Here is an 18886-nt window from a genome sequence, read left to right as displayed (position 1 = left end):
GACACACAAGCAAATGCGCCACCAGATCCATGACCTGCTGGCCCCGCTACCGGGGACCGCACGCAAGATCCACAGTTTTCACTTCGGCCCGGAAAAAGCCGTCGGCAAGATCTACATCCAGTCGTCACTGCATGCCGATGAACTGCCCGGCATGCTGGTGGCCTGGCATCTCAAGCAACGCCTGGCGGAGCTCGAGGCGTCCGGCCACCTGCGCCACCAAATCGTACTGGTGCCCGTGGCCAACCCCATCGGCCTCGAACAAGTGCTGATGGACGTGCCACTGGGTCGCTACGAACTGGAGAGCGGGCAGAACTTCAACCGCCGTTTCATCGACCTGAGCGAGGAAGTCGGAAACGAGATCGAAGAGCTGCTCACCCAGGATCCGCAGCACAACCTGATGCTGATCCGCACCAGCCTGCACGATGCCCTTGCCCGGCAGACCGCGACCACGCAACTGCAATCCCAACGCCTGGTCCTGCAACGGCTGGCCTGCGACGCCGACATGGTGCTGGACCTGCATTGCGATTTCGAAGCCGTGGCGCACCTCTACACCACGCCGGAAGCCTGGCCCCAGGTCGAGCCGCTGGCCCGCTACATCGGCGCCGAGGCCAGCCTGCTGGCCACCGACTCGGGCGGCCAGTCGTTCGATGAGTGCTTCACCTTGCTCTGGTGGCAACTCAAGGAACGTTTTGGCGAGCGCTTCGAGATTCCCCTGGGCAGCTTTTCGGTCACCGTCGAATTGCGCGGCCAGGGCGACGTCAACCATGGGTTGGCGAGCCTCGACTGTCAGGCCCTGATCGAATACCTGATCCGCTACGGCGCCATCGACGGCGAACCGATGCCCCTGCCCGAACTGCCCTATCCAGCCACGCCGCTGGCCGGCGTCGAGCCGGTGGCGACGCCCGTGGGCGGGCTGCTGGTCTATAGCGCCTTGCCTGGCGAGTACCTGAAGGCCGGTCAGTTGGTGGCGGAAATCATCGACCCGGTCAACGACACCGTCACCCCCATTCATTGCTGCAATGCCGGGCTGATGTACGCCCGCTCGCTGCGTCGCATGGCCACCGCCGGCATGGTCATCGCCCATGTCGCCGGTGCCGAAGCCTACCGCAGCGGCTACCTACTTTCGCCTTGAGGATGCCTGTTCCATGTACAAACTGACCATCGAAGGCCTGCATAAAAGCTACGGCGAACATGAGGTGCTCAAGGGCGTTTCGCTCAAGGCCAAGACCGGCGACGTCATCAGCCTGATCGGCGCCAGCGGCTCGGGCAAGAGCACCTTCCTGCGCTGTATCAACTTCCTGGAACAACCCAACGACGGCGCCATGAGCCTGGACGGCCAGCCGGTCCAGATGATCAAGGACCGCCACGGCATGCACGTGGCCGACGCCGATGAACTGCAACGCATCCGCACACGCCTGGCCATGGTGTTCCAGCACTTCAACCTGTGGAGCCACATGACCGTGCTGGAAAACATCACCATGGCGCCACGCCGGGTGCTGGGCATCAGCAAGCAGGAAGCCGATGAGCGAGCCCGTCGCTACCTCGACAAGGTCGGCCTGCCAGCGCGCGTGGCCGAGCAGTACCCGGCGTTCCTGTCCGGCGGCCAGCAGCAACGCGTGGCCATCGCCCGCGCCCTGGCGATGGAACCGGAGGTAATGCTGTTCGACGAACCGACCTCGGCCCTGGACCCGGAACTGGTGGGGGAAGTGTTGAAGGTCATCCAGGGGCTGGCCGAAGAAGGCCGGACCATGATCATGGTGACCCACGAAATGAGCTTCGCCCGCAAGGTTTCGAACCAGGTGCTGTTCCTGCACCAGGGCCTGGTGGAGGAACAAGGTGCGCCGGAAGACGTGCTGGGCAATCCGAAGAGCGAGCGGTTGAAGCAGTTCCTCAGTGGCAACTTGAAATAGAACCCTATACCGGAACAGGCTGAAAAACGTGTGGCGAGGGGATTTATCCCCGCTGGGTCGCAAAGCGGCCCCAGATAGTCTGAAGACAATCTCCCTGACTAACCGAGGTGCCAGGCTGAGGGGCCGCTTCGCGACCCAGCGGGGATAAATCCCCTCGCCACAGGGTTCTGCAGGGCTATCTGCGGCAACTCTATTCGCCTATTTAAACCTTTCCCCTGCCGCCGTGGTCACTGAAAGAGGACTTCCAGGGCGCACGCGGCAGGCATGGCGACATCCAACAACTTCGCAAACCAGTGGTTCAGCGCCCGCGGCTGGAAGCCGTTCGCCTTTCAGAAACAGGTATGGGCCGCGGTCAAGCGCGGGGAGTCGGGCTTACTGCACGCCAACACCGGAGCCGGTAAAACCTACGCAGTATGGTTTGCCGCCCTCAACCGTTTCGCCCGTGCCGCCCCGCCCCCGGACAAGCCGCGCAAACGCAAACCTGCGACCGACCCGCTGACCGTCCTGTGGATCACGCCGATGCGTGCACTGGCCGCCGACACGGGTAAAGCCCTCGAAGCACCGCTGGCGGAACTGCAGATTCCCTGGAGCGTCGGCCTGCGCACCGGCGATACCAGTGCCAGCGAACGGGCTCGCCAGGGCCGGCGCCTGCCCACGGCGCTGATCACCACTCCCGAAAGCCTGACCCTGATGCTCGCCCGTGCTGACGCGCAGACGGCGACGGCAACGCTGCGCATGGTGGTGGTGGACGAATGGCATGAACTGTTGGGCAACAAGCGAGGCGTGCAATTGCAACTGGCGTTGGCGCGCCTGCGGCACTGGCATCCCGAACTCATCGTCTGGGGCGTGTCCGCCACCTTGGGTAACCAGGCCCATGCCGAGCAAGTCCTGATCCCTCAGGGCAACGGGGTCAGCATCCAAGGCGCCAATGACAAAACGCTGCGGGTCGATACCCTCCTGCCCCCCGTCCTCGAACGCTTTCCGTGGGCCGGACACATCGGTCTGAAAATGCTGCCCCAGGTTATCGCGCAAATCGACGCCAGCAGCAGTTGCCTGGTCTTTACCAACACCCGGGCGCAATCCGAAATCTGGTATCAGGCGCTTCTTGAAGCCCGCCCGGACTGGGCCGGACTGATCGCCCTGCACCACAGCTCGCTGTCCCGCGATACCCGGGACTGGGTCGAAAGTGCGCTCAAGGACGGTCAACTCAAGGCGGTGGTGTGCACGTCCAGCCTGGATCTGGGCGTGGATTTCTTGCCCGTCGAGCGGGTGTTGCAGATCGGCTCGGCCAAGGGCGTGGCGCGACTGATGCAACGCGCAGGTCGCTCCGGTCACGCGCCGGGACGAACCTCGCGGATCACCCTGGTGCCGACCCACAGCCTGGAGTTGATCGAGGCCGCCGCCGCCCAGGATGCCGTGGCCCAGCGGCGCATCGAACCTCGCGAATCGCCCCACAAGCCTTTGGATGTACTGGTGCAACATCTGGTCAGCATGGCCCTGGGTGGCGGCTTCGTACCCGATGAGCTGTACCGGGAAGTGCGCGGCGCCTGGGCCTACCGTGACCTGAACGAAGCGGAGTGGGCCTGGGCCCTGGCCTTCGTGCGCCATGGTGGCCTGTCGTTGACCGCCTACCCCGATTACCGTCGGGTCGAGCCGGACGAGCACGGCATCTGGCGAGTCCCTGATGCACGCCTGGCCCGGCGTCACCGCATGAGCATCGGCACCATCGTCAGCGATGCCAGCCTGCAGTTGAAGTTCTGGAGCAAGGGCGGTGGTGGCAAGACCCTGGGCAGCGTGGAGGAAGGCTTCATCGCCCGCCTGCGACCGGGGGACGGCTTCCTGTTCGCCGGACGCTTGCTGGAGTTGGTCAGGGTTGAGGACATGACTGCCTATGTGCGTCGCAGCCAGGCGAAAAAAGCCGCCGTGCCGCGCTGGAACGGCGGGCGGATGCCGCTTTCCAACGAACTGGCCGCCGCCGTCGTGGCGCGCCTGAGCGAAGCCGCCAAGGGGTGCTTCGAGGGTCCGGAGATGCAAGCCGTGCAGCCCTTGTTACTGACTCAGCAGCGCTGGTCCGGCCTGCCCACGCAAACGTCATTGCTGGCCGAAGCCCTGAAATCCCGGGAGGGCTGGCACCTGTTCCTGTACCCGTTTGCCGGACGCCAGGTGCATCTGGGGCTGGCGAGCCTGTTGGCCTGGCGCGTCAGCCAACAGGAACCGGTGACCTTTTCCATTGCGGTCAACGACTACGGCCTGGAGCTACTCAGCGCCACGGCGCTGGATTGGTCGCACTACCTGAAACCCGCACTCTTGAGCACCGACAACCTGCTAGCCGACGTGCTCGCCAGCCTGAACGCCGGTGAGTTGGCCCTTCGGCGCTTTCGCGAAATCGCCCGGATCGCCGGCCTGGTCTTCGCCGGCTACCCCGGCGCACCGAAAAGCACCCGACAGGTCCAGGCCTCCAGCGGGTTGTTCTTTCAAGTGTTCAAGCAATACGACGCCGACAACCTCTTGCTGGCCCAGGCCGGGGAAGAGGTCCTGCGTGAAGAACTGGATATACGTCGCCTGGAGCAGACCTTGGAACGCCTCAACACCTTGCAACTGGACCTGCACATCATCAAGCGCCCCACTCCGCTGGGCTTCCCGTTGCTGGTGGAACGGTTCAGGGAAAGCATGAGCTCGGAAAAGCTTGCCGATCGCATCCGGCGAATGGTCAACGAGCTGGAAAAAACCGCCGATCGGGGTGATGCCTGATGCCCGCGCCTTATCCTGTCAGTCTGGCCGGAGAAGAACTCTGGTTGCTGCCGGAAAAAGCCATCTACTGGCCCGCCCAGGAAACCCTGATGGTGGCAGACGTGCATTTCGGCAAAGCCGCCGCCTATCGCAGTCTGGGCCAACCGGTACCCCACGGCACCACCGCCAGCAACATCGCGATCCTGGATGGATTACTGGCTCACCTGCCATGTCGACAGCTGATTTTCCTCGGGGATTTTCTCCACGGCCCTGGCTCCCACGCGCCAGGTACCTTGAGGGCCCTTTCCGAATGGCGTGACAGGCATCCGCACCTGGCCATGACGCTGATTCGCGGCAACCACGACAAACGCGCCGGTGACCCACCACCCTCGCTGAACATTCGCGTCGTACCGGAACCCCTGCTGCTCGGCCCCTTCGCCGTCCAACACGAACCTGACCCGCACGCGAGTCGCCATGTGCTGGCCGGTCACGTACACCCGGTCTATCACCTCAGCGGTAAGGGCCGGCAACGCCTGCGTCTGGCGTGCTTCCGGCTGGGCAGCGCCATCAGCCTGCTGCCGGCCTTCGGCGCCTTCACAGGCGGCTATCGGGTCGAGCAGGACAACGACTGCAGGGTTTTTGTCATTGGCGATAACGAAATATGGCCGGTATAGCTGCAAGCCTCAAGCTGCAAGCCACAAGAGGTGTCGTGCTTGCTTGTAGCTTGTGCTGATTTTTAGGCTACAGGCGCAGGAGGCGGCTCATCCGGCAGGGTTGGTTCGCCCGGCTCGGTGGGTTGTTCATTGGGGGTATCGGGATCGGGCTGGCCAGGAATACCGCCTGCCGCTTCGGCAGGGTGGGCCAGCAGGGACCAGGCCATGACGCCGATCTGATTGGGCTCAAGCCTTGCCAGTTCGGCACTGATTCGCGGATCGATCTTCATAGAGCAACTCCTGAGCGAAGCCCGCTGCGCTGACACAAAAACGGGCAGTACACGCAATAGAGTGTCTGCCCGCTCAGGAATTCCCACTGTTCGTCAGAATCAGGTGCGTGGGAGCGTCACACCCCGCTGGCCCTGGTACTTGCCACCCCGGTCCTTGTAGGACACTTCGCATTCTTCATCGGATTCGAGGAACAGCATCTGCGCCACACCTTCGTTGGCGTAGATTTTCGCCGGCAGGGTCGTGGTGTTCGAGAACTCCAGGGTCACGTGACCTTCCCACTCCGGTTCCAGCGGCGTGACGTTGACGATGATGCCGCAACGGGCATAAGTGCTCTTGCCCAGACAGATGGTCAGCACGTTGCGCGGGATGCGGAAGTACTCGACGGTGCGGGCCAGGGCGAAGGAGTTCGGCGGAATGATGCAGACGTCGCTTTTGATGTCGACGAAGCTTTTCTCATCGAAGTTCTTCGGGTCGACGGTGGCCGAATTGATGTTGGTGAACACCTTGAATTCGTCGGCGCAGCGCACGTCGTAGCCGTAGCTGGAGACACCGAAGGAAATCAGTCGGTCGGCGCCTTCACCGCGCATCTGGCGCTCTACGAAGGGCTCGATCATGCCGTGCTCTTGCGCCATGCGGCGAATCCACTTGTCCGATTTGATGCTCATGGCGGGTGTCCTGAATAGCGAGGTGGAGAAAACTGTCCGGCATCTTACCGGGGCGAGCGGCAGGGTTCAAAGCGCGTGAAGCAATTCTCGCCGACCCACCCTATTTTCCTGCGCATGGACGCCCGCCAGTCACCAAAATCGAGAAACCTTTGCAAAGACCATTGGCACGTTTCGGAAAAAGGGTTAAGGTGGCGTCACTGTGTTGCTTGTGTCACTGAGAATCTCTACACGATATGTTGAATTTCGATCCAACCATCTACAAGAATTTTTCCTGCTCTTTGCACTCAGTCTCGATCAGGGTTCTTCCTGAGTCGCAGTTATCTTTGTTCAAGGAGTTACACCATGTCTAATCGCCAAACCGGTACCGTTAAGTGGTTCAACGATGAAAAAGGCTTCGGCTTCATCACCCCACAATCCGGTGACGATCTGTTCGTACACTTCAAAGCTATCCAATCCGACGGCTTCAAAAGCCTGAAAGAAGGCCAACAGGTTTCTTTCGTCGCTACCCGCGGTCAGAAAGGCATGCAAGCTGAAGAAGTAACAGTTATCTAACTGTTCCTGCTTCGGTAAAAAGCCCCGCCCTCAAAAGCGGGGCTTTTTTGTGCCTGCCGGTTTTGCCACACAAAAAAACTGTGGGAGCGAGCCTGCTCGCTCCCACAGGGGCCATTTCTGCCCGGGGCTTACCAAGTCACGCCAAACCCGGCCGTGTAGCGCGTCTTGCTCAAGTCACTCTCCTCGGAACCTTCAATCACGTCCTTCTCGGCCTTGAGGTTGAGCGAGGCCCAATCGGTGACCTTGTAGCGCAAGCCCATCTCCGCGTCATAGGCGTACTCCGCAACGCCGGACAGCGGCTTGCCCACTTCGCCATTGGTGAAGAACTCGACGCGCTTGCCTACGAGATAGCGGTTGTAATCCCACTTCATGGCGACGGAATAGAAGTTATCCTTGCCGCCGTCCTGGTACTCGTAATCGGTGCGGTTCAACAGCGAACCCAGCGAGAACGCGCCCAATTCGTCATCCCAGAACTGGTAGCCCGGACCGGTACCCACCACCCGCTGACGGGCCAGGTCCTCGACCTTGTCACGCTTGTAGTTCAGGCGCCCCTGCCAGAACCATTTGTCCGTCAGGAAGCGGTCGAGGGAATACTCCAGTTTCCAGTTGTCGGCCGAAACCACGTCGTCCTGGAATTCGCGGTTGTATTCGCCCTCGGCGGTGTGCCGCCATCGGCCGTGGCGGGCTGTCGTCTTGAAATCGATGTCGTAGTCGTCGACATCTTTTTCCGCCCGCTGGTAATCCAGTGCGGCATCGACGTTGCCTTTCCACACCAAGTCTTCGACCACCGGCTTGGGCTTGAGGATCTGCTGGATACTGGCCAATTCGACGGTCTTGGGCGCGTCACCGTTGGCCAAGGTCACCTTGCCCTCTTCGGCGGCGTGCAGGGCCTTGGCTTTCTCGCCGCTGTAGGCGTCCTGCTTGACCAGCAACTGCTGGTCGCTTTCAAGGGTCTTGACCTGTTTCCAGTCGATGGGAACGGCGCCGGCATAGTCGGTCTGGATCAACAACTTGCCGCCGTCGAAAACGGTAATCTTGCCGCTGAGTTTGTCTCCGTTCTTCAACCAGACGGTATCGGCGAGCAAGGGCGTGGAGGCGCTGGCAACAGCCAGGCAGAGCAGGGTTCTGGACAACATAAGCGTATAAAGAGCTCAGGTTTGCGGTGAAAAGGCGGCATTATCCCCAGGACGACACCTCAGCAAGGACTGACCCAAGGATAGGGGATGAGTTCATTTCTCAGTCAGCTCTGCCAGAATAAACCTACGAACGGACATGAATTTCTCCTAGGAACCCTACCCGTGACCGACATTCCAGTAGGCCCCGAAGCCCCCGCGCAGGTACGCCGCACCACGCTCTACCTGACCCTTGCGCAAGTGCCGCCCGGCAAAGTCGTCACCTATGGCCAGCTCGCCGAGATGGCCGGCCTGGGTCGGGCGGCGCGTTGGGTGGGCCGTACCCTCAGCCAACTGCCGAATGACACCAGCCTGCCCTGGCATCGGGTATTGGGCGCCGGTGGTCGGATCAGCCTGCCGGCGGGCAGCGTCTCAGGGGATGAACAGCGCGCACGCCTGCGCATGGAAGGGATCAGTATCCTGAATAATCGTGTTGATATTCGGTGCCATGGCTGGCGCCCGGTAGAGCACAGCGGTTAGAGTGCGCGCTTTGTTTTCGCAATTTTTGAGGCAGACTCCAGCCCATGCCCCGTAAAACCTGGCGCGCCGCCCTCGCCGCCTATGCCAGTCCTTCGACGCTCGTGCTGTTGCTGCTTGGCTTCGCTGCCGGCTTGCCCTACATGCTGGTGTTTTCCACGCTTTCGGTCTGGTTGCGCGAGGCCGGCGTGGCGCGTGAAACCATCGGCTACGCGAGCCTGATCGGCCTGGCCTATGCCTTTAAATGGGTCTGGTCGCCGCTGCTCGACCAATGGCGCCTGCCGGTGCTGGGCAAACTCGGGCGTCGCCGATCATGGCTGGTGCTTTCCCAGGGCCTGGTGATCCTCGGCCTGGTCGGCATGGGTTTCTGCGACCCGCAGAAACATCTCTCATGGTTGATCGCCATTGCCGTACTCGTGGCGTTCGCTTCGGCCACCCAGGACATCGCGGTCGATGCCTATCGCCTGGAAATCGTCGATGACACCCGCCAGGCCGCCCTCGCCGCCAGCTACATGTCCGGCTACCGGGTCGCCGCACTGCTGGCGACCGCCGGCGCACTGTTCTTCGCCGAGGGTTTCGGCTCCACCGGCTTCAGCTACAAGCACTCGGCCTGGGCCGGTACGTATCTGCTGTTCGGCGTGTTGATGGTCCCGGCATTGCTTACATCGCTGTTCATGCGCGAACCGCCGGTACCACTGCGTACGCAATTGCAGGCCGGGCGCTATACCTTCGTGCATCAACTGGCATCGGTGTTCGTGCTGATCGTGCTGCTGGTGTCAGTCCCGGCGATGTTCACCCAGCTCTACAACACCGACTTCGCCAGCGTGCTGTTCGAGGGGGTCAGCCTGCTTGATCTGCTGCTCGAAGACCGCGCCTTCCTGCGGGCCATTCTCTATATCCTCCTGACGGCCATGTGCCTGTCGGCCATGGGCCGTCGCGGCCTGGCACCGGTACTCACGCCGATCAACGATTTCATCCTGCGCTACCGCTGGCAGGCCTTGTTGCTCCTCGGGCTGATCGCCACGTACCGGATGTCCGACACGGTCATGGGCGTCATGGCCAACGTGTTCTACATCGACCAGGGCTTCACCAAGGACCAGATCGCCAGTGTCAGCAAGATTTTCGGGCTGATCATGACCCTCGTCGGCGCGGGCATGGGCGGCCTGTTGATCGTACGTTTCGGCATCCTGCCGATTCTGTTCATTGGCGGCGTGGCCTCGGCCGCCACCAACATTCTGTTCCTGATGCTCGCCGACATGGGCCCCAACCTGAAGATGCTGGTGCTCACCATCTCCTTGGACAATTTCAGCTCCGGCCTGGCCACCTCCGCGTTCGTGGCATACCTGTCGAGCCTGACCAACCTGAAGTTTTCCGCCACCCAGTACGCCCTGCTCAGCTCGATCATGCTGTTGCTGCCACGCTTGATCGGTGGCTACTCCGGGGTGGTGGTGGAGAAGTTCGGCTACCACCACTTCTTCCTGATCACCGCCCTGCTCGGCGTCCCGACCCTGCTGCTGATTGCCCTGCATTGGTTCCAGGAGAACCGCCGCCAGGACTCACCCTCCTCCCCGGACCCGACCTCCACCCGGCCGGCGGAAGAATCGTAGGAAACTTCAGCAAGCGTCGGTGAAACCGGCATTCGCACCTGGAGACCGGCCACGCGCCTGTACGCCAAGGCATCTCGCCCGTACAATGCTCCGTCACTTCTCGTCATCAGCAACCGACAACGGCCCACCATGCGCACCAGTCAATTTTTGCTCGCCACACAGAAAGAAACGCCTTCCGACGCCGTCGTGATCAGCCATCAGTTGATGCTGCGTGCCGGCATGATCCGCAAACTTGCCTCGGGCCTGTACACCTGGCTGCCGATGGGCCTGCGGGTCATGCGCAAGGTGGAAACCATCGTGCGTGAAGAGATGGACGCCGCCGGTGCCCTGGAAGTGCTGATGCCGGGCACCCAGCCGGCCGAGTTGTGGCAGGAATCCGGACGCTGGGAAGAATATGGCCCCGAGCTGCTGCGCCTCAAGGACCGTCACGGCCGCGACTTCTGCGCCGGCCCGACCCACGAGGAAGTGATCACCGACCTGATGCGCAACGAGCTGAGCAGCTACAAGCAGTTGCCTATCAACCTGTACCAGATCCAGACTAAATTCCGTGACGAGATCCGCCCACGCTTCGGCCTGATGCGCGGCCGCGAGTTCATCATGAAGGACGCCTACTCCTTCCACGCCGACCTGGCGTCGCTGCAAGTCACCTACGACCGCATGCACCAGGCGTACTGCAACGTGTTCACCCGCCTGGGCCTGAAATTCCGTCCGGTCGAAGCCGACAACGGTTCCATCGGCGGTGCCGGCTCCCACGAGTTCCACGTACTGGCCGAGTCCGGTGAAGACGACATCGTCTTCAGCAGCGGCTCCGACTACGCCGCCAATATCGAGAAAGCCGAAGCCGTGCCACGGGAAACCTCCCGTCCTGCGCCATCGGAAGAACTGCGCCTGGTGGACACGCCGAACGCCAAGACCATTGCGCAGCTCGTGGAAGGCTACAACCTGCCGATCGAACGCACGATCAAGACCCTGATCGTCCGCGCCGAAGAAGAAGGCAAGCTGATTGCCCTGATCGTCCGTGGCGATCATGAGCTGAACGAAATCAAGGCCGCCAACCAGCCAGGCGTCGCCAGCCCGCTGGTCATGGCCACCGACGCCGAACTGCGCGATGCCATCGGCGCCGGCGCGGGCTCCCTCGGCCCGCTGAACCTGCCCCTGCCGATCATCATCGACCGTTCGGTGGCACTGATGAGCGACTTCGCCATCGGCGCCAACATCGATGACAAGCACTATTTCGGCGTGAACTGGGAGCGCGACCTGCCGGTTCCGGCCATCGCCGACCTGCGCAACGTCGTGGCCGGCGACCCGAGCCCGGACGGCAAGGGCGTGCTTGAGATCAAGCGCGGCATCGAAGTCGGGCACATCTTCCAGCTGGGCAACAAGTACAGCAAGGCGATGAAGTGCGAAGTGCTGGGCGAGAACGGCAAGCCGGTGACCCTGGAAATGGGTTGCTACGGCATTGGCGTGTCCCGCGTGGTGGCGGCCGCCATCGAGCAGAACAACGACGAAAAAGGGATCATCTGGAGCGACACCCTGGCGCCCTTCCAGGTTGCCCTGGTGCCGTTGCGCTACGAGACCGACCTGGTTCGCGAAGCCACCGACAAGCTCTACGCCGAACTGACGGCCGCCGGCTTTGAAGTGCTGCTGGATGACCGCGACAAGAAAACCAGCCCCGGCATCAAGTTCGCTGACATGGAACTGATCGGCATCCCGCACCGGATCGTCGTCAGTGACCGTGGCCTGGCCGAAGGCAACCTGGAATACAAGAGCCGCACCGAAGCCGAGCCGCAAGCGCTGCCGGTCGCCGACGTGCTCGCCTTCCTCCAGGCCCGTATCCGCCGCTGACACCAGATAGAGACGTCATGTTCAAGCGAAACACCTTAGGCCTCGGTGGCGCCGCGCTCTGCGGCGCCCTGCTGGTCAGCGGCTGCGCCAACCAAATGTCGCAACGCAGCGAGCACGAAGAGCGGGTCGAGCGTAAATTGCTCGACCATAGCCTGCAGATCGATGTGGGCGAACCTAAAGTGCTCGACCTGCCACAACGCCGGGTACGGATCCATGAGCAAAAGACCTTCGAAGTCACCGAGTTCGAAGTCACGCGCCGTTACGATCGCTATACACCGTACCAACCCTGGCGGGAAATCTACGAGATCCCGCTGGGCGCGGTAGCGGTAGTGGCCGGCATCGGCGCAAACGTGGTCAACGTGTTTGCCCTCGGCAACCTGCCGGAAACAGCCACCCATGACTGGCTCAGCTACGGTATCGCCGGGCTGAACCCGTTCATGAACGCACCCTCCCATGGCCGCGCCCAACAGAACCTGGCGGGCATCGATGAGGTCCAGCGCGACAAACGCACGGAACACTCGAGCCTGCCCTGGAGCGAACGCCCGGTTGAGGTCAAGGCCGGCCGGCAGACATTCGAGCTGGGCACCGACCGCAATGGCGTGCTGCGCCTCAACCTGTTGGAAAGCCCGTTCGCCGAGCAGGACCTGAGCCAGTTCGGCAAGTTGCAGATCAGCGTGACGGACGCCCTGGACGAGGTGCACACCGACTCATCCCTGAGCATCAGCAGCAACCTGCGCAGCAAGCTGGTGGAAGCCCACGCCTTGATCTACGACGATCTGGAAGACGACGAGGTGAGCCAGTGGGTTCATCGGGTCAAGCGCCTATCGGAACTGGGCCTGGAAGAAGAAGCCAGCGGGCTGGAACAGAGCCTGATCGAACTGACCCGCAATGACCCGGAATTGCAGGCCGAGTTCATGAAGGCACTGACCAAGGGTGGCGGAAGGTTGGTGGCGGACCCGGGCGCTCACTGACACCCTTGTGGCGAGGGGATTTAGCGAAACGTCGCACCCCAGCGGGGCGGTGCGACGTTTCGCTAAATCCCCTCGCCACAGAAAGCCTTCTGAGCAGCCCATCCAAGGCATCACCGCTCAAACAACTCCAACTGCTCGAACCCGCCGCGCAAATCCTCCAGCCGTACCCCGATTCCCAGCAACCGCACCGGCTTCGCGCCGCGATTGAACGCCTGGGTCAACAACGACTGGTAACTGCCCAGGTCACGCCCTGCCCCTGCCTGCTCCAGGGTGGTCTGGGTGAAGTCGTGGAATTTCACTTTGACGAAGGGCTTGCCGGGCCGATAGCTGCTGTCGATTCGCGCCATGCGCCCGCTCAGGGTTTCCATCAGCTCCGGCAGTTTATCGAGGCAGCTCGCCAGGTCGGGCAGGTCAACATCGTAGGTGTTTTCCACACTGATGGACTGACGTCGACTGTCGTTGTGCACCAGGCGCTCATCGATCCCACGGGCCAGACTCCAGAGTCGCTCACCAAAACTGCCGAATTCGCGCACCAGCGCCAGCTTGTCCCACTGCCGCAGTTGCAGGCAATCGGCAATCCCGAGCCTGTTCAGCTTGTCGGCCGTGACCTTGCCGACGCCATGGAGCTTGCTGACCGGCAGGGCCGAGACGAAGTCCTCGACCTGGTCCGGAGTGATGACGAACAGGCCGTTGGGCTTTTTCCAATCACTGGCAATCTTGGCCAGGAACTTGTTCGGGGCGACACCGGCGGACACCGTGATATGCAGCTGATTGGACACGCGTCGACGAATGTCCTGGGCGACGCGGGTGGCGCTGCCGCCAAAATGGGCGCTGTCGGAAACGTCCAGGTAGGCCTCGTCCAGGGACAGCGGCTCGATCAGGTCCGTGTAATCGCGGAAGATGCCCTGGATTTCCTTCGACGCCTCGCGATAGGCGTCCATCCTGGGCTTGACGATGATCAGGTCCGGGCAGAGTTTCAAGGCGTGCCCGGAGGACATGGCCGAGCGCACTCCGTAGGCCCGCGCCTCGTAGTTGCAGGTCGCGATCACACCCCGTCGATCCGCCGAACCGCCGACCGCCATGGGCTTGCCGGCCAGCCGCGGGTCATCGCGCATCTCGATGGCGGCATAGAAGCAATCGCAGTCGACGTGAATGATTTTGCGTTGCGTCATAAAGAAGCGGGATGTGGGACAAATCGGACCGCCAGTATCGCATCAGGAACTGTATATAGCACCAGTAGTTTGAAAGATCCGACGCTTAGCTTGGAAAAGGGCTACGTAAAATGTATTTCTTCAATCGCAACGAACCGCCCGATAGAGCCACAGCCCTTGCCCCGCCTGCGTCACAGCGCGAACACAATCCTTTTTGAAAGGCTAAGCACTTGAAGCGGAACAGTTTTTTTCTGGTACGGGGTTGACAGCTCAGCGATCCTCTGTAGAATGCCGCCTCACAGACGCGGGATGGAGCAGCCTGGTAGCTCGTCGGGCTCATAACCCGAAGGTCGTCGGTTCAAATCCGGCTCCCGCAACCAACATCAAAAAAGGCCATTCGAAAGAATGGCCTTTTTTGTGCGCGTATCTTTTTCACAACGTCCTCGCTGCGTCCCTTACCACACTTGGGGCGCAATCATCCGCCACGCTGGCCAACACCAATGAGTCCGGAGTTGTAGGACAATTTCCCTTTTAATTTCTGGTATTTAGAAAGGAAAGGGATGCCTCAGTCATTAATTTGCCTCCGCCCCCTTTTAACAGTTGACACTCAAGCGTTCGCCTGTAGAATGCCGCCACACAGACGCGGGATGGAGCAGCCTGGTAGCTCGTCGGGCTCATAACCCGAAGGTCGTCGGTTCAAATCCGGCTCCCGCAACCAACATCAGGAAAGGCTACTCGAAAGAGTGGCCTTTTTTGTGTCTGTCACTTTTTCTGGCTTGTCTAAAATCGGCCTCATTACAAAAGTTTTGTAATTATTTTCTGCCGAAGGGATTGGTAACTTGGCTGGATACCCCCATCCTGTCGCGCATAGCTCAAGAGGTGATTGATGCGCGCAAATTCTGATCCGCAAGACACTGTTACCGCGACACAACCGATCAAGGCCGAACGACTGCGCTGGCTGGACCGGATCAGCCAGTACCGCCAACCTATCGGCCTCGCCGTCACGTTGCTGCTGTTTGCGATTGCGCTCATTGCCTGTCGCCATCTTCTGAGTGAACTCGATCTTTACGCGCTGCACGACTCCATTCTCGATGTGTCCCGACCGGCCCTGCTCGGTGCGGTCGCTGCCACGGTCGCAGGCTTCATCATTCTTCTGGGCTACGAATGGTCGGCGAGCCGCTATGCCGGCGTGACATTGCCGCCACAGACCCTGGCGCTGGGCGGGTTCACCGCGTTTGCCATCGGCAATGCCATTGGGCTGTCGTTGTTGTCAGGCGGCTCGGTTCGCTATCGCCTGTATGCTCGTCATGGCCTCGGGGCTTCGGACGTCGCCCACATGACCTTGTTTGCCAGCCTGTCCCTGGGCTGTGCGCTGCCGCCACTGGCGGCCCTGGCCACCCTCAGCAACCTGCCTGCCGCGTCCGCCGCGCTGCATCTGCCTGTCACCTTGCTGGCGGGTGTCTCCCTGGCGGTATTGCTGCTCATGGGCGTGCTAGCCATCGGCATCTATCGTCGGCGCTTGCCGGAGCAACCTCATCGGGATGCGCTCCTGGTCAAGGCCGGACGTCGCACCCTGCGCCTGCCGAGCCGACGCTTGACCTTCCTGCAACTGATCATCACGGCGCTGGATGTCGCGGCCGCCGCCACGGTGCTGTATCTGTTGCTGCCCGAAGCGCCACCATTCGGCGCGTTCCTGCTGGTCTACCTGTTGGCGCTGGCTGCGGGCGTGCTCAGCCATGTTCCCGGTGGCGTCGGCGTATTCGAAGCGATCCTGCTGGCGGCATTTGCCGACAAACTGGGCGCCGCACCGCTGGCCGCGGCCCTGCTGCTGTATCGCTTGATCTATGTACTGTTGCCGATGCTGGTGGCCTGCGTGCTGTTGTTGATCAATGAGGCCCAGCGACTGTTCCAGACGCGCCAGACCCTGCGGGCGGCATCAGGCTTCGCGGCGCCGATCCTGGCGGTACTGGTGTTCCTCTCGGGCGTCGTGCTGCTGTTTTCCGGTGTGACCCCGGAGATCGATACACGCCTGGAGCATATCGGTTTCCTGATTCCCCATCGGCTGGTGGACGCTTCGCACTTCGGCGCCAGCCTGGTGGGTGTGTTGTGCCTGTTGCTCGCCCAGGGCTTGCGCCGTCGCCTGTCGGCCGCCTGGATGCTGACCACCGTTTTGCTGCTGGTGGGTGCCCTGCTCTCCCTGCTCAAGGGGTTCGACTGGGAGGAAGCCACGCTGCTGACCTCGACAGCAGCCCTGCTGGCGATATTCCGGCGCTCCTTCTACCGTCCGAGTCGCCTGACCGAACTGCCTTTTTCCCCGCTGTTCCTGATCGCCAGCCTCTGCGTGCTCGGCGCGTCGATCTGGCTGCTACTGTTTGCCTACCAGGACGTGCCCTACAGCCATCAACTGTGGTGGCAGTTCACCCTCGATGCCGACGCTCCCCGTGGCCTGCGCTCGTTGCTGGGGGCCGCGGTGCTGCTGGTGGTGGTGTCCCTGACCTGGCTGCTGCGCACCGCGCGGCCGGTGATCCATCTGCCCACGGCAGAAGAACTGGAGCGGGCCAGGAAGATCCTCATGGCGTCCTCGCAGCCTGACGGTGGCCTGGCCCTGACCGGTGACAAGGCGCTGCTCTTTCATCCCAACGACGAAGCGTTCCTGATGTACGCCCGCCGTGGGCGCAGCCTGGTAGCTCTGTATGATCCAATCGGACCTGCCCAACAACGGGCCGAAATGATCTGGCAGTTCCGCGACCTGTGCGACATCCACCACGCCCGTCCGGTGTTCTACCAGGTGCGCGCCGAGAACCTGCCGTACTACATGGACATCGGCCTGACAGCGATCAAGCTGGGTGAAGAAGCCCGGGTCGACCTCAAGCGTTTCGATCTCGAGGCCAAGGGCAAGGAGATGAAGGACCTGCGCTACACCTGGAACCGCGGCACCCGGGACGGCCTGTCGCTGGAGATCCATGAACCGGGGCATGCGCCGATGGATGAGCTCAAGGTCATCTCCGATGCCTGGCTGACCGGCAAGAACGTACGCGAGAAAGGCTTTTCCCTGGGCCGCTTCAGCGATGACTACCTCAAGCATTTCCGCATCGCCGTGATTCGCTTCGAGGGTCGTCCGGTGGCGTTCGCCAACCTGCTGGAAACCCGCAGCCATGAGCTGGCCAGCCTCGACCTGATGCGTGCCCACCCCGAAGCGCCGAAGCTGACCATGGAATTCATGATGGTCGGCTTGATCCAGCATTATAAGAACCATGACTACGCCCGCTTCAGCCTCGGCATGGTCCCACTGTCGGGCCTGCAACCGCGTCGCGGTGCGCCATTGACCCAGCGCCTGGGCTCGATGGTGTTTCGCCGTGGCGAGCAGCTCTACAACTTCCAGGGGCTGCGCCGCTTCAAAGACAAATTCCAGCCTGACTGGGAACCTCGTTACATGGCCGTGCCCGCCGGACTCGATCCGCTGGTGGCGCTGGCCGATACTGCCGCCTTGATTGCAGGCGGCCTGACTGGACTGGTGAAACGCTGATGATGCAACGCTCCTGGCGATACGTAGTGGCCGCCCTGCTGATGCTGGCGGTGATTCTCGGTGGCGGTTATTGGTATTGGAACCGCCCGGCCCCGCAACCCACCCTTGAACAACTGACACCCGCCGACGGCGCGCCGATGACCCGTGTCATCCCTGGCACCAAGCCTCGCGCTCAGGTGCTGGTGGCGGTCAATGAAGATCAGAAGCTCAGCGACACCCAGTTGACGACTCTCAGCCGCAGTGGCTCGGCGCAGATCGTCCAGGTGATCCTGCCCAAGGACTGCATGCTGCAGGGTCGCGCCTTGCAGGCAGGCCTGAGAGAACTTCAAGGACCGGCGACGCTGGTCAGCGGCATCGGCCCGGGCGCCGTGCTCGCCTGGCGTTGGCTGGCCGAACAGAAAGACGACAAGGCCAAGGCCATTTCGGTGGACCTGGCCCTGGAGAAGCCCGGCTGCACGCACTTGCTGCCCAAAACCGCGGCCCACGGTCATTGGCTGGTGGCCTGGAACGACAACCCGGACGACACCAGCGCCGCTTTCGTGCGGGATCAGAAGAATGCCGAAACCAGCATCAGCGACTACGACATCAACCTGGCGCAAGTGCTGAACAACGAACTGCGCAAGATCCTCGTCGGCACCGACAAGGCCAAGGGGGGCCTGGCCATTCCGGTGGTCGAGGTGCCTGCGAGCCAGGCCCGGGATACCGTGACCCTGTTCCTCTCCGGCGATGGCGGCTGGCGTGACCTGGACCGCGACGTAGCCGATGAAATGGCCAAGATCGGCTACCCGGTGGTCGGTATCGACACCCTGCGCTACTACTGGCAGCACAAGAGTCCGGAACAGAGCGCGGTGGACCTCGCCGAACTGATGCAGCACTACCGTCAGGTCTGGGGCACCAAACGCTTCGTCCTGACCGGCTACTCCTTCGGCGCCGATGTGTTGCCGGCGATCTACAATCGCCTGCCGACCACCGAACAGCAACGGATCGACGCAATCATTCTGCTGGCCTTCGCCCGCACCGGCAGCTTCGAGATCGAAGTCGAAGGCTGGCTTGGCAACGCCGGCACCGAAGCTGCCACCGGACCGGAAATGGCCAAGTTGCCAGCCGAGAAAGTGGTGTGCATCTACGGCGGCGAAGAAGCCGACGAAAGCGGCTGCACCGACAAGACTGCCGTGGGTGAAGCTATCAAGTTGCCGGGCGGCCACCACTTCGACGAAAACTACCCGGCCCTGGCCAAGCGCCTGATCGATGAGATCAACAAGCGCCAGCCCAAGCCTGCCGACCAGTAATCCGATGCTGGCTTAACAAGAAGCCCCTGCTGCCTTCCGACATGCAG

General features: G+C 61.9%; 15 protein-coding genes and 2 tRNA genes. 13 read left to right on the top strand and 4 right to left on the bottom strand.

All coding sequences use genetic code 11. From position 1 onward, the window contains the following. Positions 1–13: 13 nt before the first annotated feature. The 4 genes from LOY35_RS06425 (at position 14) to pdeM (ending at position 5314) form a co-directional block, all read left to right on the top strand. Complete coding sequence (locus tag LOY35_RS06425; protein WP_258631504.1) at positions 14–1132, top strand: succinylglutamate desuccinylase/aspartoacylase family protein; 1119 nt, start codon at positions 14–16, stop codon at positions 1130–1132. 13 nt (positions 1133–1145) lie between these two features. Then, a complete protein-coding gene (locus LOY35_RS06420; RefSeq protein ID WP_258631502.1) occupies positions 1146–1910 on the top strand; it encodes an ABC transporter ATP-binding protein in 765 nt (254 codons plus the stop codon). Between the two features lie 264 nt (positions 1911–2174). Continuing rightward, entirely contained in the window at positions 2175–4661 is a 2487-nt protein-coding gene (locus LOY35_RS06415) for a ligase-associated DNA damage response DEXH box helicase (protein WP_258631499.1), read from the top strand. Continuing rightward, positions 4661–5314: a ligase-associated DNA damage response endonuclease PdeM gene (gene pdeM, locus LOY35_RS06410; protein ID WP_258631496.1), complete on the top strand. Its 654-nt coding sequence runs from the start codon at positions 4661–4663 to the stop codon at positions 5312–5314. The genes LOY35_RS06415 and pdeM overlap by 1 nt, the downstream gene beginning before the upstream one ends. A gap of 62 nt (positions 5315–5376) precedes the next feature. On the opposite strand, the gene LOY35_RS06405 is transcribed toward pdeM, so the two are convergent. Both LOY35_RS06405 and dcd read right to left on the bottom strand, forming a co-directional pair. Continuing rightward, positions 5377–5583, bottom strand: coding sequence for a hypothetical protein (locus LOY35_RS06405; protein ID WP_041022879.1), 207 nt, complete (start codon positions 5581–5583; stop codon positions 5377–5379). Between the two features lie 99 nt (positions 5584–5682). Continuing rightward, positions 5683–6249: a dCTP deaminase gene (gene dcd / locus LOY35_RS06400; protein ID WP_017126297.1), complete on the bottom strand. Its 567-nt coding sequence runs from the start codon at positions 6247–6249 to the stop codon at positions 5683–5685. A 342-nt stretch (positions 6250–6591) separates the two neighbouring features. Between dcd and LOY35_RS06395 the strand changes: the two genes are divergently transcribed. Further along, a complete protein-coding gene (locus LOY35_RS06395) occupies positions 6592–6801 on the top strand; it encodes a cold-shock protein (protein WP_024780123.1) in 210 nt (69 codons plus the stop codon). 128 nt (positions 6802–6929) lie between these two features. On the opposite strand, the gene LOY35_RS06390 is transcribed toward LOY35_RS06395, so the two are convergent. Then, complete coding sequence (locus LOY35_RS06390) at positions 6930–7937, bottom strand: DUF481 domain-containing protein (RefSeq protein WP_258631494.1); 1008 nt, start codon at positions 7935–7937, stop codon at positions 6930–6932. A 162-nt stretch (positions 7938–8099) separates the two neighbouring features. Between LOY35_RS06390 and LOY35_RS06385 the strand changes: the two genes are divergently transcribed. The 4 genes from LOY35_RS06385 to LOY35_RS06370 all read left to right on the top strand — a co-directional run bounded on the left by LOY35_RS06385 (position 8100) and on the right by LOY35_RS06370 (position 12873). After that, on the top strand, positions 8100–8453 hold the full coding sequence (locus LOY35_RS06385) for an MGMT family protein (protein ID WP_258631492.1): 354 nt from the start codon (positions 8100–8102) through the stop codon (positions 8451–8453). A gap of 44 nt (positions 8454–8497) precedes the next feature. Further along, positions 8498–10057 carry an AmpG family muropeptide MFS transporter gene (locus LOY35_RS06380; RefSeq protein ID WP_258631489.1) on the top strand — a complete coding sequence of 520 codons (1560 nt, stop codon included), beginning with the start codon at positions 8498–8500 and terminating at the stop codon, positions 10055–10057. 129 nt (positions 10058–10186) lie between these two features. Further along, the gene (locus LOY35_RS06375) at positions 10187–11902 is read left to right on the top strand and encodes a proline--tRNA ligase (protein ID WP_258631487.1); all 1716 of its coding nucleotides are present in this window, start codon (positions 10187–10189) and stop codon (positions 11900–11902) included. A 17-nt stretch (positions 11903–11919) separates the two neighbouring features. After that, on the top strand, positions 11920–12873 hold the full coding sequence (locus LOY35_RS06370; protein ID WP_258631486.1) for a hypothetical protein: 954 nt from the start codon (positions 11920–11922) through the stop codon (positions 12871–12873). Positions 12874–12983: 110 nt separating this feature from the next. On the opposite strand, the gene dinB is transcribed toward LOY35_RS06370, so the two are convergent. After that, positions 12984–14045: a DNA polymerase IV gene (gene dinB / locus LOY35_RS06365; RefSeq protein WP_258631484.1), complete on the bottom strand. Its 1062-nt coding sequence runs from the start codon at positions 14043–14045 to the stop codon at positions 12984–12986. 282 nt (positions 14046–14327) lie between these two features. Between dinB and LOY35_RS06360 the strand changes: the two genes are divergently transcribed. The 4 genes from LOY35_RS06360 to LOY35_RS06345 all read left to right on the top strand — a co-directional run bounded on the left by LOY35_RS06360 (position 14328) and on the right by LOY35_RS06345 (position 18839). Continuing rightward, a tRNA-Met gene (locus LOY35_RS06360) sits at positions 14328–14404 on the top strand. A 261-nt stretch (positions 14405–14665) separates the two neighbouring features. Continuing rightward, positions 14666–14742: transfer RNA gene (locus LOY35_RS06355), tRNA-Met, on the top strand. A 168-nt stretch (positions 14743–14910) separates the two neighbouring features. Continuing rightward, positions 14911–17550 carry a bifunctional lysylphosphatidylglycerol flippase/synthetase MprF gene (mprF, locus tag LOY35_RS06350; protein WP_258631483.1) on the top strand — a complete coding sequence of 880 codons (2640 nt, stop codon included), beginning with the start codon at positions 14911–14913 and terminating at the stop codon, positions 17548–17550. Beyond that, the gene (locus LOY35_RS06345; protein ID WP_258631481.1) at positions 17550–18839 is read left to right on the top strand and encodes a virulence factor family protein; all 1290 of its coding nucleotides are present in this window, start codon (positions 17550–17552) and stop codon (positions 18837–18839) included. The genes mprF and LOY35_RS06345 overlap by 1 nt, the downstream gene beginning before the upstream one ends. Positions 18840–18886: the final 47 nt, after the last annotated feature.

It is taken from the genome of Pseudomonas sp. B21-028 (genome assembly GCF_024749045.1).
Lineage (GTDB): Bacteria > Pseudomonadota > Gammaproteobacteria > Pseudomonadales > Pseudomonadaceae > Aquipseudomonas.
Note: the sequence above shows the minus strand (reverse complement) of the source record. Positions and strands in the feature narration are given on the sequence as shown.